This is a genomic window from Exiguobacterium sp. s63, assembly GCF_018617335.1.
In the GTDB taxonomy this organism is placed as follows: Bacteria; Bacillota; Bacilli; order Exiguobacteriales; family Exiguobacteriaceae; genus Exiguobacterium.
The window spans coordinates 13,743-29,154 of sequence record NZ_JACSKB010000004.1; the positions used below are offsets into that span (position 1 = coordinate 13,743).

A 15,412-nucleotide genomic window follows, 5' to 3' on the forward strand; every position below is an offset into this window, starting at 1 on the left:
AACCCATCCTTTTTTTCATGCGAAAAAAAGGAAATGCCGACATCCTGTTCTACAATAATAAAGTAGCTTGAAGAAGGAGGGTGGTCGGCCTGCGTGTTCAAACAAAATTATTTATTGCGATCGCCGTGAACATCGTACTCTTCATCGGTGTCATTTTATTCGTCATCAAACCGTATTTTGTAGAGAAAAGTATTGAACAGGACAGGGCGATGACTCGTGATCAAATCGAGAGTGTATCGGAAGTGTTCGCCAATCACCGTCTCATGCTCGAACGGATCCTTGTCGATTGGTCAGTCTGGACGAACGCCTATGATTTTGTTCAAAATCGAAATGAAGCATTTGTTGAGAATAATATGGGGACAGATACCCTTGAAAATCTTGGAGTCGGTGCGATGATTTTTCTCGATCAAAATCGAGAGGTTGTCTATTCCGAATTCAATCAATTTTATGAGTTGGACAGTAAAGAGGAAAAGAATGCTTTCACAAATGAATTAATACGTTATGTGAACTCGTCTGGTGTCACGCAAAGTGCGGTATATGGGACTGACTTCGGCCCTGTCGTTTTCATGAGCCATCCGATTGTAAAAAGTGATGGAACGGGCGATCCCGGTGGCACGCTTGTCCTGATTCAAAAAATTGGTCCGGATTTCATGTCAGCGATGAGCGCCCAAGCAAAAATAAAATTATCGATCAGTCCACTGTCTCACCAACAATTGACGGTTGACCAAGACGAACAATTTTCCCGTGTTTCGTTACCGCTTCAGTCCGTCTATCAGGATGCGAACTGGGAACTCAACTTTTCAGTCAAACGCACGTATTATACGAATACGCAGACAATGCTAGAAACAGGTATGTTCGGTCTGGTCGTTCTAGGTCTTGGTCTATTGTTGACACTATTTTGGACGGTGAATCAGATTATCACGAAACGGTTAATGCGCATCGTCAACGAACTGAAATCGATCACGAAAGAACGAAATAGCCGTTTGCGGATTCGATTGCAGCCGAATCAACAAGATGAGATTGAAGAGATGGCTGTCAGCATGAACGAAGTGCTAGATGCCCTTGAACAGACCCAAAAAGAATCGTTGACGCGAGCCTTCCGCGATTCCTTAACGCGTCTTCCGAACCGGTTAGCGGTCGAAGAGATGTTTATGAATTTGCCTGAATCGTCTAAATCAATTGGAGTCATGGGAATCGATCTCGATAACTTCCGACGAATCAACGATCAATTCGGTCAACGCACGGGCGATGCGATGCTGACGTTCTTTGCGTCTCGATTGATGTTTTATAAAGAAGATGGGTTTGTGGCACGGATTGGTGCCGACGAGTTTATTTTGATTCATCCAGATTGGACGACCGAAGAGTTACTGATTGTCGCCAATCAACTAGTGAAGGATTTGCGTGAATGGGGTTTGAAGCAAGGCATGAATCATTTGACCTTGAGTATCGGTATTGATGAATTGATTGAACCATCGCATCACTCATATGAAGTGATGATGGCACGACTCGATGTCGTCTTACACGAGGTGAAAGTATCAGGGAAAGATAAAATCCTCTCCTATCAAGAGATTGAAGATGGGAGTCACTACTTGCAGGCGCTCGAGATGGAGCGGGATCTTCGCTATGCGTTGCGCCATGATGAGTTCGAACTGTATTATCAGCCGATTGTCTCTCCGCAACCGTTTCAGGTACGAGGGGTAGAAGCGTTGATTCGTTGGCACCATCCGACGAAAGGGTTCATCTCTCCGGGCGTCTTTATTCCAGTCGCGGAACAACTAGGTCTGATTTCAGATGTCGGGCGCTGGGTGCTCAATCATGCCATCACTGAAATCCAAGAATATATCGAACACTTTGACTTGTTCTTGTCAATCAACGTATCGAAGCGTCAAATTCTAGACGATTCATTTTTAGAAGCGTTAGAGGAAACACTGATGAAGACAGGATTTCCGCCGCATCGATTGCATGTCGAAATCACAGAGAGTGAAGTTGGAGGAAACGTGTATGAACTTCAACAGTTCATCCAAGCATTGAAAGGAATGGGCGTTAAAATATCGCTCGATGATTTTGGTGTCGGAACATCCTCACTCTCATTCCTGCAATCGCTTCATCTAGATATCGTTAAGATTGACCAAAACTTCGTGAAAGGTATTCCTGAGAACAAGTTTGACCGTGCCTTGTTAGAGGGCCTCTATCAAACGTTCCAAACACTAGGACTCGAGATTGTCACGGAAGGGGTTGAGCGGCCAGAACAGCTCGCGTTCGTATTAGAATATAGTGGTTCACTTATTCAAGGCTATCACTATAGCAAACCGATTCCGGTTAACGAACTACACCTCTATTTACGTAAAACGGTCATGACTCAAATTTGAGGTAGGCGGCTCTTCATAGGAAGAGCCGCCTTTTTTGTGAAAAATATATGTGAATTTTGTTACAATAGGGAACATAACTTGCGACCCATTCAGAGAAAAGGTAAACTTGAAACAGGGAAAGAAAACGCTTTCAAAACTATTTTTTAATAACTTTGAAAGGGAAAAGGGAGGATTGGGTTCGATGCCAACAAAAAGAACGGCGCGGGCACCGTGGTCTAAAGTGATGATTCGTTCACAACTTGAAGTCGTAGATCGATTACGGCCACCTTCGCTCGTCTTACAGAATGCGACGTACTTGAACGTCTACGTGAAACAATGGAGAACGGCGAATATTTGGATTGAGGGAGATCGCATCGTGTATGTCGGTCCAGATCTACCAGAATCAGCGGTCGAAACGGTCGATATGACAGGGAAATATATCGTACCAGGTTACATTGAGCCGCACGCTCATCCATTCCAATTATACAATCCGGCGACGTTGTCGAAATATGCAGGGGAGCGTGGAACGACGACGCTCGTCAATGACAACATGCTGCTTTTTTTACAAGAGAAAGAGCAAGCGTTTGCGCAACTTGAAGCGATTCAACAATTGCCAACGAGTACGTATTGGTGGGCACGACTCGATACGCAGACCGAACTGGATCGGGAGAGTGTTACGGTCGACTCTGAACGCGTCCACGAGTGGTTCAACCATCCAGATGTCGTGATGGCAGGAGAACTGACGGCATGGCCACGCGCCTTGAAGGGCGATGATGAGATGCTTCAGTGGATGCTCGATGCCGAGACGTGTGGGCTGCCAGTCGAAGGGCACTTTCCGGGGGCATCTCCTAAGACATTGACGAAAATGGCGTTGATGGGAGTACACAGCGACCATGAGGCGATGACGGCGGAAGAGGCGTTCAATCGACTAGAGCTAGGTTATACGACGACGCTACGCCATTCCTCGATTCGACCGGACCTGCCAGGGATGATTCGTGACCTATTGGCGAACGGATTGACGGCGTTCGACCATCTTATGGTGACGACGGACGGCTCGACACCGGGCTTTTATGAGGACGGCATGCAGGATGCCCTCGTCCGAATTTTGATCGAAGCAGGGCTACCGGCCATCGAGGCGTACCGAATTGTTTCGCATAATGTAGCACGTCATTTCGACCTCGATCATATTTTAGGTGCGATTGCGCCGGGCCGAATCGCGCATTTGAACATTTTGGACGCAATCGAGGAACCGCGTCCGACAGCTGTCATTGCGAAAGGACAATGGATTTATCGGGACGGTGAATCGCTATTCCCGAACGAATTAGTGGAAGCGGTGCTCGACATGATGCCGTCGACAGACGTTTCCATCGAACTGACGCCACAAGACTTGTCATTCAGCATGCCTGTCGGACTCGATATGGTCAACTCGGTCATCATGAAGCTGTTTAAAATTACGCATGACACGGGTCAAGATGAACTACCGCGGGATGGAGACGAATCGTTTCTCATGTTGCTTGATAAAGAAGGCAAGTGGCGATTGAACACAGTCCTAAAAGGGTTCGCCCGAGATTTCGGTGGACTCGTCAGTTCGTACTCGATCAGTGGGGACTATTTGATTCTCGGAAAATGCAAACAAGATATGTTACAGGCGTTTGAGCGAATGAACGAACTTGGAGGCGGGATTGTTCTCGTCGATCAAGGAAAAATCATTGCCGAGATTCCATTGCCACTCTGTGGGATGACATCGACGGACCCACTTGAAACGCTCATCGGTCAAGAGAAACAGCTACGGGATGAACTTGTGGCGAGAGGTTATCAATTCGAAGATCCGATCTACACGTTACTCTTTTTAGCCTCTACCCATTTACCTTATGTTCGGGCGACACCTCTTGGAATTTATGAAGTCATGAAGAAACAGGTACTATTTCCTGCGATTTTGCGATGAATAGTTGAGTCCGGGGCGCCCCTGCTTTAGAATGAGAAAGAAGTATGAGTAGAGAGGATGCTTGCGGATGCAACTCGATAAATTACGAGGTCGAGAGCTCGATCAATTGTTTGAAGCGATTTTGAAGCTCGAGACGCTCGAAGACTGTTATCAATTATTTGATGATTTAGCGACTGTCAATGAAGTTCAGGCACTTGCGCAGCGACTTGAAGTGGCGCGGCAAATACGTGAAGGAAACACGTATCATAAAATTGAGGATGCGACTGGCGCCTCAACCGCAACGATTTCACGTGTGAAGCGATGCTTGAACTATGGGACAGGCGGATATGATCTTGCTCTTGAACGTCTACAACAAACAAAAGGTGACTCGTAAGAGTCATCTTGTTTTTGATGGAGGGGAGGGGCAAGATGCAACAAAAATTCATGAAACGGAACTTACAACTGTTCTTTCGAAACTTAACACCGGTTCAAACACTTGTGTTGATCTATAGTGCGGCGGCGATTTTGTCCGTGTTGCTCCTCGCCTTACCAATCGCCCATAAACCCGGTGTGACCATCACGTTTACCGATCTCGTCTTTTTTGCGGTGAGCTGTGTCAGTGTCACGGGACTGACCCCAATCGTGGTCACCGATACATTTTCCACGTTCGGTTTATTCATCATCCTATTCATTGTCCAAGTGAGCGGTGTCGGATTGATCAGTCTACACGTCATCATGTGGATTTTGCTTGGGAAGCGGATCGGGTTCCGGGAGCGACAACTGATTTTACGTGACCAAAACCAGACATCGATGTCTGGGATCGTCAAATACATCACGGAAATCGTCATCACCGTCATCGCAATCGAGGCGGTCGGCGCCGTCTTACTCGGTGTCCACTACTTAAATTATTTTGATACCGCCGGAGAGGCTTTCTTACAAGGATTATTCGGGTCGGTCAGTGCGACGACGAACGCCGGATTTGATATTACAGGTAGTTCGCTCGCGCCGTTCCGAGAGGACCCCTTCGTCATTTTCACGCAAATCGCGCTCATGACTGGTGGTGCCATCGGTTTCCCGGTACTTGTTGAGATTCGGACATACTTGGTGAGTCGAATCACACGAAAACGTCACACGTTCCCAAGTCGTTTCTCGTTATTTACAAAACTGACAGTTTCGACATTCTTTATTTTAATCGCTGTTGGTACGGTCGGATTGTTCATCTTTGAATACAATAATGCGTTCGAAGGCTTGCCGCTCTGGTTGGCGTTATCAGATTCATTATTCCAGTCCGTCACGACACGAAACGGCGGTCTGTCGACGGTCGATGTCAATCTGTTCTCCGAAGCGAGCATGTTGCTCTTATCGATTCTCATGTTCATCGGGGCCTCGCCATCTTCTGTCGGTGGAGGGATTCGAACGACGACGTTTGCTGTAGCCGTACTCGGTGTCGTCGCGTTCATCCGTGGAGACTCGTCGATTAAAATTTTTGGTCGAGAGATTGTTCTTGAAGATATTTGGAAAGCGTTCGTAATCATCACCGTTTCACTCGCTGTTCTTTTATCTGGCGTCATGGTCATGGCTTACTTTGAAGATGCCTCATTGACGCGGATCTTATTCGAGGCATGTTCTGCGTTCGGGACGACGGGATTATCGGTCGGACTTTCTTCCGAATTTAGTAACGTCGGGAAATGGGTACTGACGATTCTCATGTTCATTGGACGAATCGGTGTCATCGCCTTCATTCTCATCTTGCAACGGAGACAGCCGAAGCGGATGTATAACTATCCGAAAGAATCAATCATCTTAGGATAAGGAGATTGTCACATGAAAGCATTTTGGATCAACTTTGGATATGTCTTTATCGTTCCAGTCCTCCCATTCATCGCTGTCGTCAACGGAACAGCACTCTGTTCACCAGATTCTCCGTTACTGGATATCCCCGTACTCGGATTCTTTTTGGCAAATCCGCTTTGGTTCGTACCAGTATACGGTCTATTCGCTTTGCTTGTAGCGAAATGGCTCACAGATCGGGAACGGAATCGTACGGCACGTTCGTGACTTGCTTCGGCAAGTCTTTTTTTATTGGGGAGATGCACGCAAAGAAAAAAATCGATACACTAGAGAAGGATTCGATAGGAGGGGACGAGTTGGAATTTCAAACGTGGCGCCATGTATTTAAACTAGATCCAAATAAATCGCTCACAGATGAGGCGCTTTATGCCCTCATTCATTCGGGGACGGATGCCTTCTTGATTGGAGGAACGGATGGAGTGGATGCGGAAAACACGTTTGCGCTTTATGCGAGAGTCCGAGATGCAGGAATGCCGGTCGCGCTCGAGATTAGCCATCCAAGTCAGGTTATCCACGGATTCGATCATTACTTCGTACCGACTGTGTTGAATGCAGGGACAACGGAATGGATCATCGGACATCACGTGCGTGCGTTTGAACGGTACGGCCATTTCTTTGATTCCCGTCTTGTGACGGCTCAAGGGTATCTCGTTTTAAATCCGGATGCAAAAGTCGCGCAAGTGACAGAAGCAAAATGTGATCTATCTTTAGAAGAGGTGGTGGCCTATGCGGAAGCCGGACATCATCTGTTTCGTCTCCCATCCCTTTATATCGAATATAGTGGACGGTTTGGACAAGTAGATGTCGTCAAAGAGATTCGTCTGGCGTTGCCCGATGCCCATCTCTTTTATGGTGGCGGGATTGATGGGGAGGAGACAGCTCGATTGATGAGTGAGCATGTCGACACAATCGTTGTTGGTAATATCATTTATGAAGACTTAGACGGAGCACTTGCGACTGTGCAGGTACTCCGATAAAATAAGAACAAACGTTTGGAATAAGGAAGGAATCAATTATGTATAATCTTAGCGAAGAATTAGTCAAAGGCATGAACCCGGAACAGGCAGAAGCGGTCAAACATACCGATGGTCCTCTTTTGATTATGGCGGGAGCGGGGTCTGGAAAAACGCGTGTTTTGACCCACCGTGTCGCCTACTTGATGGCGGCGAAGCAAGTGGCACCATGGAACATTTTGGCGATTACGTTCACGAATAAGGCGGCGCGAGAGATGAAAGACCGAATTGCGCGCCTTGTCGGTGGAGTCGCTGAAGATATTTGGATTTCTACGTTCCACTCGATGTGCGTCCGGATTTTACGCCGAGATATCGACCGTATCCGGTATGACCGTAGCTTTTCCATTTTAGATGCATCGGACCAATTGACGGCAATCAAACAAGTATTGAAAGAATTGAACCTCGACCCGAAGAAGTACGAACCGCGTACCCTTCTCGGGATGATTTCGAATCATAAAAATGAACTACGTACAGCGAAGGATGCAGCTGCACTCGTCGGGAATAATCCTTACGAGCGCATCATCTCGGACGTCTACACAGCGTATGAGAAAAAGCTGAAACAAAACAACGTGCTCGACTTTGACGACTTGATCATGAAGACGATTCACTTGTTCCAAGAAGCACCGGACGTGTTGGCGTTCTATCAGAAGAAATTCAAATACATCCATGTCGATGAGTATCAGGATACGAACCGTGCCCAATACACGCTCGTCAAACTTCTCGCGCAGGCGCACGAGAACTTGTGTGTCGTCGGGGATTCAGATCAATCCATCTATCGGTGGCGCGGTGCAGACATCGCTAACATTCTGACGTTCGAGAAAGATTATCCGAGCGCCCACGTCATCTTGCTCGAACAAAACTATCGTTCGACGAAACGGATTTTGGAGGCGGCGAACGGTGTCATCCAAAACAATGCTTCGCGCAAAGATAAAAATCTTTGGACTGAAAACGACGAAGGGGAGAAATTGTTGCTCCACGTCGCATCAGACGATCGCGATGAGGCGTTCTTCATCATGAACCAGATGAAAGAGCTGAAGATGGAAGGAATGGACTATGGTCAGATGGCGGTCCTTTATCGGACGAACGCCCAGTCGCGTGGTCTCGAGGAAATGCTCCTCAAGTCGAACATCCCTTACAAGATGGTCGGCGGGACGAAGTTCTATGAGCGAAAAGAAATCAAGGACGTCTTGGCGTATTTGCGTTTGATTGCCAACCCGGATGAGGACATCTCGTTCGTTCGTGTCGTCAATGAACCGAAACGCGGCATCGGTGCCGCGACGATTGACAAACTAGGGGACTTTGCGGACATGCAAGGTGTCTCGCTCATGGATGCGATTCGTGACATCGAACTCTCAGGCATTGCCCCACGTACGGCGACGAAACTTGCGGACTTCCGTCAGATGATGATGGATTTACGTCAGATGGCGGACTATCTCTCCATTTCAGAACTCGTTGAGGAAGTATTGAAGAAGACGGGTTATGAAGAGATGCTCAAAATCGAGAAGACGCTTGAAGCAGAAAGCCGACTCGAAAACTTACAAGAGTTCCTGTCGGTCGCCCAAAACTTCGAGAAAGAAAGTGACGAACAGACGCTCGTCGCCTTCCTCACGGATTTGACGCTCGTCTCTGACCTCGATTCACTCGATGAGGTCGATGAGTCGCATCAAGTCACGTTGATGACGCTCCATTCGGCCAAAGGACTCGAATTCCCGGTCGTCTTCTTAATCGGAATGGAAGAAGGACTCTTCCCACATAGTCGTGCCTTGAACGACGAGGAAGAGATGGAAGAAGAACGTCGCCTCGCCTATGTTGGAATCACGCGTGCTGAGAAACGTCTCTATTTGACACGTGCTCAGTCACGGATGTTGTATGGTCGTTTCCAAAACAACCCGGAATCCAGATTCCTTCATGAATTGCCGGAAACGTTGTTGGAACGTTCTGGCAAGGCGAGAAAACCGATGCCATGGAACCCGGTCGAGTCACCAGGGAAGTTGCCGGTGAATGGCTTTAGTTCGAAACCAAAACCAAAGCTTGCCCAATCATCCGGCGCCGAAACGGTCGGATGGAATGTCGGTGACAAAGCGAATCATAAGAAATGGGGACAAGGGACGGTCGTACAGACACGTGGAGAAGGTGACCAACTCGAAGTCGACATCGCATTCCCCGAAGTCGGGATCAAGCGCCTGTTGGCTAAATTTGCCCCTATCGAAAAAGCGTGAGGTGACAATATGGAGATGGCAGAACGCGTAGAAGAGCTACGTAAAACGTTAAATCACTACGGTTACGAGTATTACGTGCTCGACCGTCCGAGCGTACCGGACTCCGAATACGACCGTTTGATGAATGAGTTGATTCAAATCGAGACTGATTACCCAGAACTTCGAACACCGGATTCTCCGACGCAACGCGTCGGAGGAGCGCCACTCGACGCATTCGTCAAAGTGACACATGACACACCGATGCTCTCGCTCGGCAACGTCTTCTCGAAAGAGGAACTCGTGGAGTGGGTAGAGCGAATCGTGAAAGACCTCGGGTACACACCGACATTCGTGGCGGAACTCAAATTTGATGGCCTCGCTGTCTCGTTAAAATATGAGAATGGTCGTCTCGTCCGTGGCGCGACGCGCGGAGACGGGACGACAGGTGAGGACATCACGCAAAACTTGAAGACGATTCGTTCCATCCCACTTCGATTGAACGAGGACGTCACGTTTGAAGTGCGAGGTGAGGCGTATATGCCGAAACGTTCGTTCGAGCAGTTGAATGATGAACGGGAACGTGTCGGCGAGCCATTGTTTGCGAATCCGAGAAACGCGGCGGCCGGATCACTTCGACAACTCGACTCGAAAATTGCGGCGTCAAGAAACTTGGCGTTTTTCGCATACGGTTTAGTATCGCAAGACGATCTCGTCGCGTCACATGACGAATCACTAACCTACTTGAAACGACTTGGTGTCGCGGTGAGCGGGGACTATACGACGTGCCAGACGGCAGATGAGCTGTGGGATTATATCGAAACGTATGTGACGAAACGAAGTGAACTCCCATATGAAATCGATGGGATCGTCATCAAAGTCGCAGGATATGAAGAGCAGGAACAACTGGGGTTCACTGCGAAAAGTCCACGCTGGGCCGTCGCGTATAAGTTCCCGGCAGAAGAAGTCGTGACGACGATTGAGGACGTCGACTTCAGTGTTGGACGGACGGGGAAAGTCACACCGCGGGCCCGCTTTGCCCCAGTGTCTGTAGCAGGATCGACGGTGACGTATGCGACACTTCACAATGAAGATTTTATAAAGGAAAAAGATCTTCATATCGGTGATCGGGTCGTCATCAAAAAAGCTGGAGACGTCATTCCTGCCGTCGTATCGGCACTTGCGAGTGAACGAAACGGCGAAGAGCGGGTAATTGAATTTCCGACGCATTGTCCGGCGTGCGGATCTGAACTGGTTCGACTCGAGGACGAGGCAGATCATCGCTGTGTCAATCCGGAGTGTCCGGCACAACTGCTCGAAGGACTCATTCATTTCGTATCGAGACAAGCGATGAATATCGATGGGCTCGGCGAAAAAGTGATCACGCAGCTTCACGAAGCAGGACTCGTGCACAACGTGGCCGACCTGTATCGCTTGAACCGTGACGATTTGCTTGCACTCGAGCGCATGGGAGAGACATCGGTGACGAATCTCCTTTCTGCAATCGAACAGTCGAAACAAAATTCGCTCGAACGTGTACTGTTTGCCCTCGGAATTCGACTCGTCGGTCAAAAAGCCGCTTCTTTAATTGCAGAACGGTTTGAGACGATGGATGCGATCATCGATGCGACGGTCGAAGAATTGACATCCATCGATGGCATCGGGACGAAGATGGCGGAATCGATTGTCGTTTACTTCGAAAAACCGGAAGCGCGTGAACTCATCAGAGAATTGGCCGAGTCAGGTGTGAACTTATCCTTTAAAGGAGCAAAACGTCCTGTGACTGACGGGGCACCGCTTTCTGGAAAGACGGTCGTATTGACCGGAAAGTTACACGAGATGACACGTGGAGAAGCCGGGAAACAGCTTGAACTCCTCGGAGCGAGTGTGACGGGAAGTGTCAGTAAGAACACAGACTTGCTCGTGGCCGGTGAAAAGGCGGGCTCGAAGCTGGCGAAGGCCGAATCTCTTGGCATTGAAGTATGGGATGAGGCAAAACTGCTCGACTTTTTACATGAACAAGCGTAAGACGTTCGCTTCGGCGAACGTTTTTTGCTTTTTCGGAAATAAATGGGATTGAGCAGGTTCGCACAAGCGTTCGAGGGGTATAGATTAACTAAATCAAAATGTTAATATATTTTTGCGAGAGAACCCTTAGACATCAGGACTTTCACACACACATCCCTCTCATTCCTCTACGTGGTGAAAGTTCGACATCGACACGACATCGATTTGAGCGCCTGTTTTCACCTTAGAGGAGGGACCAACATCATGACACATAACATCCAGCGCTTCGTTGCCGTATTCATCACCCTCATATTTTTGTCACCTCTTTTCACCATCCATATCGTTCATGCTGACACGACAACATTTCGTTATATCCAACTGAATCTAACGGATCAGGAAATAGAAACACTATATGAAGCAAGTCTTGTCTACGAAGACATCACGTATTATGGAGTCCGTGAATCAGCAGACGTTTGGCGTTTCATGATTGATGCGGAGTCGGTAGACGACACATTGATTGACATCGTCACGCTCTATGATGCGGAAGGTGTGCCGTATACGTTTATACCGAACACCATCACGGAAGCATATCCCGTTGAAGTGGTTGAACCTCCTGTTACGACGGAACCAGAACCAGTAGAAGAAGTGACACCACCGGTTGAAGCAGAACCGGAACCAGTCGCCGAGGAACCGATGGCTGAACCGATGCTACCGAAACTGACCATTGAAGCCATGAATATCGCTGGAGTCGACCGGGCCGTAGTCGGGGGTGACATTTCCTATACATTTATGATCGAGAATACAGGTGATGCGCCACTGAAGGTGACAAATATGTCCCATACGTTTATCAGTGGGGATGTGTCTCATCTATCGATTGAAGCATTCAACCAACGTGTCATCCATCAATTCACCGAATCGATTGGCGAGGATGGTTTACTTCCTGGTGAACGAGTGGAAGTGACAGAAGTCTTGATGATTCCGATCGATTACTCGTTCGATGCCCATCCTGAGATTGGAAGTGTCTTTCAGGTGACGGGAGTCGATGAATTCGACCGGGTCATTACGGCAGAAAGTCAACAAATCGTTCTCTTGCAGCAACCTGACTTCACAGTGAATGCAACGAGTGAGAAGACGAACGTAGAACCGGGAGAACCCGTTCACTACATGTACACTGTCCGAAATACATCGGACATCACATTATACTTGTCTGACGTCATGCTTACATGGCCGAGCGGTGCCTTGACGAAAGAGGAACAACAAATGGCGAATGAACGATTCGTGAAGCAAGTCGAAGCGATTCCTGCATTCCTAGATGGGCTCGGACCTGAAGAAGAAGTCACATTTTCGTTCGAACTCCCCCTCCTCCCATCCTATGACGTAAGAGCAGGGGCACAATTGATCCAACATGCCGCATTTCGCTTTCATGTGAACGAAAGCGTAAATATTACACGGATGGTTGATGTACCGGTCGTCGTGAAAAAACCCGTGCCGGTTAAAGAAGAAGTACCGAAACAAAAGATGGAAAAACCGTCACAAGACATGAAAACCAACAAACCAGTCGTGCAAGTAGTCGTCAAAGAGAACGGCTCGACTCCAGTCGAACTCCTCGACGAAACAGATGTGTATGCTCAAGAGTTGCTTCCGATGACCGGTGAAACGGATGACACTTGGCAGGCGATGGTCGGTACAATCCTTTTTGCATCGGGACTTCTCTTGTTGATTCGTCGCAAACATCCGTCAACCAAACCATAAATCGACATCCCTTCTCGCTCATGCGAGGAGGGATTTGTTCTGATTCCGCTTCGATACTTTTTTCGTGCAACGATTTTGTTATAATGGACAAAGTGAAATAGGAAACGACGTTCAAAGGAGTCAGACATAGATGAAATGGAAACAACTCGTCATCCCGACAATCGCTTCGGCGCTATTGTTAAGTGGGTGTTCAATGAAAATACCGATGGGTGAAGAAGAAGCGACACCAACTGGGGAAGAAACTGCAGCGGAAGGCGTCACACAAGCGATTGAAGCACGTGACTCATATTATCAAATGGTCATCCCTTTTAAACCGGCTGCGGCAAGAGGACTTGCTCAACGTCAGGTCAGTTCGTCACTAGAACTTGAAGAAGTCGAGCTTGGACTCATGCGCCATTCGACGGATGCGTTTGACCCGGACAAATTCGCCTATCAGGAAGGACAGCTTTTGAATGCAGAAGATGTGTCCCGATTACTTGCGCGAAAAGATAAGAGTAAAGAAGGGTTGACGCCTTTGAACCCGGCTTATGCGAATGGGAAGGCAGAAGTTGAGGACGACAAATTTGTCGATGCGAATAAGAAGTCACCGCTTTATTTGGCTTCGATCGTCGAACAGAACTACATGACGAAAGAGGATAAGGGATACCAATTGGGTGGCGTATCATTCGCTCTCATTTTGAATCGTGAGTACGTCTTTCAAGCGCCAAATTATGGACCGACGTATACCGTCAAACTCGATCAAAAGAAAGTGATCGCAGAAGGGGAACGTATGGCGAATGAACTCGTCTCCCAGCTACGCAAGCGTGAAGATTTTAAAGAGCTAGACATCAATGTCGCGCTCTACATGAAGTCGACACAAGGTTCACCGACTCCGGGGAACTATATCAAATCTGCATTTATCGGAACGGGAAACGAGGTCAACTCAGGTGACTGGCAGGCGATTGATGAGAAATATTACTACTTCCCATCGACTGCAGCGACAAACGACGTGCGTGAGGACGCTCAGAAATTCACGCTTTTCAGCGACCGGATTGCCGATCTCTTCCCAGACTATAGCGGAATGATTGGGAAAGGATTCTATCAAAATGGGGATTTATCGCGATTAGAAATTGATATTCCGATTCAATTTTATAGTCGTGCCGAACTCGTCGGATTCACACAACACGTTGTCGGTTTGCTTGAAAACCGTTGGGAATACAGCCGGAATGTCCCGGTCCGGATCAACGTCACGTCACTCGGCGGTGATCCTGAAGTGACAATTGTATTTGAGGACGGGATGGATAGTCCAAAAGTGTACTTCTAAGAGAGAAGGGGTTCGTTTTTTGAAACGAATCTCTTCTTTTTTTCGTATGAAAAGAGAAAGGATAATCTTTGACCTTATTTGACCAATTGAGTAGAATAGAGTTAACAGAAACGGGAAAGGGATAGGTGAGGTGAACTTTTATGGCTAAAAACTATTATGACGAGCTCGGTGTCTCGAAGGAAGCGACCGAGCAAGAGATTAAACGCGCATACCGAAAATTGGCGAAACAATACCATCCGGACGTCAATAAAGACCCTGGTGCACAAGATCGATTCAAGTCAGTCCAAGAAGCATTTGACGTGCTGAGTGACCCGGAGAAAAAGGCGAATTATGACCGGTACGGTAGCCCGGATGGACCATCGTTCGGACAAGGATTCGGTGGCGGTGGGGAAGCGTATGGGGAAGGGTCATCACAGTTTGAAGATTTATTCCGGCAATTTGGCGGCGGGTCGCGTACGACTTCGCGTACGTTCGGGTTTGAAGACATGTTCGGTAGTTTCTTTGACCAAGCGGTCGAGGAAGACTTGGATGAGACCGTCCGCGTCAACATTCCGCTCAGTCAATTGACGAAGGAATCGAAAGTGAGTCTGCGCCTTCAAACCGGTACCGTGAATGTCAAAATTCCACAAGGTGCCTATGAAGGTCAGAAGCTACGTTTGAAAGGAAAAGGTAGCCGCGTCGGGCAATCGGGAAACCGAGGCGATGTGTATGTCGAACTTCACTTTGCCGATGACGATACGTATCGTCGTGAAGGAGAACATATCGTGACCGTGAAGCGATTGCGACCGCTCGAGTTTTTAGATGGAGCGAGCGTGATCATCGCCACGCTTGACGGGGGGCGTGTGAAGTTGAAAGTGAAACCGGGTAGCCGTCCGGGACAACGGATGCGGATCCCCGGCCGCGGTGTCATGACCGGTTCAAAAGTACGGTCGGACTTGTTCGTCCAACTTGAGGTCGACCTGCCACTTGATGAGACGTATCGTCCTATTTATGAGCAAATTGAACGTTAACGGATAAGG

The 15,412-nt window shown here is 48.1% G+C and carries 11 protein-coding genes; all 11 read left to right on the forward strand.

The features are described from left to right. Window positions 1-80 precede the first annotated feature (80 nt). The 11 genes from KNO90_RS12185 to KNO90_RS12235 all read left to right on the forward strand — a co-directional run bounded on the left by KNO90_RS12185 (window position 81) and on the right by KNO90_RS12235 (window position 15,403). Complete coding sequence (locus KNO90_RS12185) at window positions 81-2,369, forward strand: bifunctional diguanylate cyclase/phosphodiesterase (protein ID WP_215113698.1); 2,289 nt, start codon at window positions 81-83, stop codon at window positions 2,367-2,369. 181 nt (window positions 2,370-2,550) lie between these two features. After that, complete coding sequence (locus tag KNO90_RS12190) at window positions 2,551-4,293, forward strand: adenine deaminase C-terminal domain-containing protein (RefSeq protein WP_215113699.1); 1,743 nt, start codon at window positions 2,551-2,553, stop codon at window positions 4,291-4,293. A 67-nt stretch (window positions 4,294-4,360) separates the two neighbouring features. Continuing rightward, window positions 4,361-4,666: a YerC/YecD family TrpR-related protein gene (locus tag KNO90_RS12195; protein ID WP_214742722.1), complete on the forward strand. Its 306-nt coding sequence runs from the start codon at window positions 4,361-4,363 to the stop codon at window positions 4,664-4,666. Between the two features lie 35 nt (window positions 4,667-4,701). Next, window positions 4,702-6,084, forward strand: a complete 1,383-nt coding sequence (locus KNO90_RS12200; protein WP_214742723.1) for a TrkH family potassium uptake protein — start codon at window positions 4,702-4,704, stop codon at window positions 6,082-6,084. 12 nt (window positions 6,085-6,096) lie between these two features. After that, a complete protein-coding gene (locus KNO90_RS12205) occupies window positions 6,097-6,330 on the forward strand; it encodes a hypothetical protein (protein ID WP_214742724.1) in 234 nt (77 codons plus the stop codon). Window positions 6,331-6,419: 89 nt separating this feature from the next. After that, window positions 6,420-7,100 carry a heptaprenylglyceryl phosphate synthase gene (pcrB, locus tag KNO90_RS12210; RefSeq protein ID WP_215113700.1) on the forward strand — a complete coding sequence of 227 codons (681 nt, stop codon included), beginning with the start codon at window positions 6,420-6,422 and terminating at the stop codon, window positions 7,098-7,100. A 38-nt stretch (window positions 7,101-7,138) separates the two neighbouring features. Beyond that, a complete protein-coding gene (pcrA, locus tag KNO90_RS12215) occupies window positions 7,139-9,355 on the forward strand; it encodes a DNA helicase PcrA (RefSeq protein WP_214742726.1) in 2,217 nt (738 codons plus the stop codon). Between the two features lie 9 nt (window positions 9,356-9,364). After that, the gene (gene ligA / locus KNO90_RS12220; RefSeq protein ID WP_215113701.1) at window positions 9,365-11,359 is read left to right on the forward strand and encodes an NAD-dependent DNA ligase LigA; all 1,995 of its coding nucleotides are present in this window, start codon (window positions 9,365-9,367) and stop codon (window positions 11,357-11,359) included. A 243-nt stretch (window positions 11,360-11,602) separates the two neighbouring features. Next, entirely contained in the window at window positions 11,603-13,090 is a 1,488-nt protein-coding gene (locus KNO90_RS12225) for an LPXTG cell wall anchor domain-containing protein (protein WP_215113702.1), read from the forward strand. Between the two features lie 130 nt (window positions 13,091-13,220). Continuing rightward, a complete protein-coding gene (locus KNO90_RS12230; RefSeq protein WP_214742729.1) occupies window positions 13,221-14,393 on the forward strand; it encodes a CamS family sex pheromone protein in 1,173 nt (390 codons plus the stop codon). A 140-nt stretch (window positions 14,394-14,533) separates the two neighbouring features. Continuing rightward, complete coding sequence (locus KNO90_RS12235; RefSeq protein ID WP_214742730.1) at window positions 14,534-15,403, forward strand: DnaJ C-terminal domain-containing protein; 870 nt, start codon at window positions 14,534-14,536, stop codon at window positions 15,401-15,403. Window positions 15,404-15,412 lie beyond the last annotated feature (9 nt).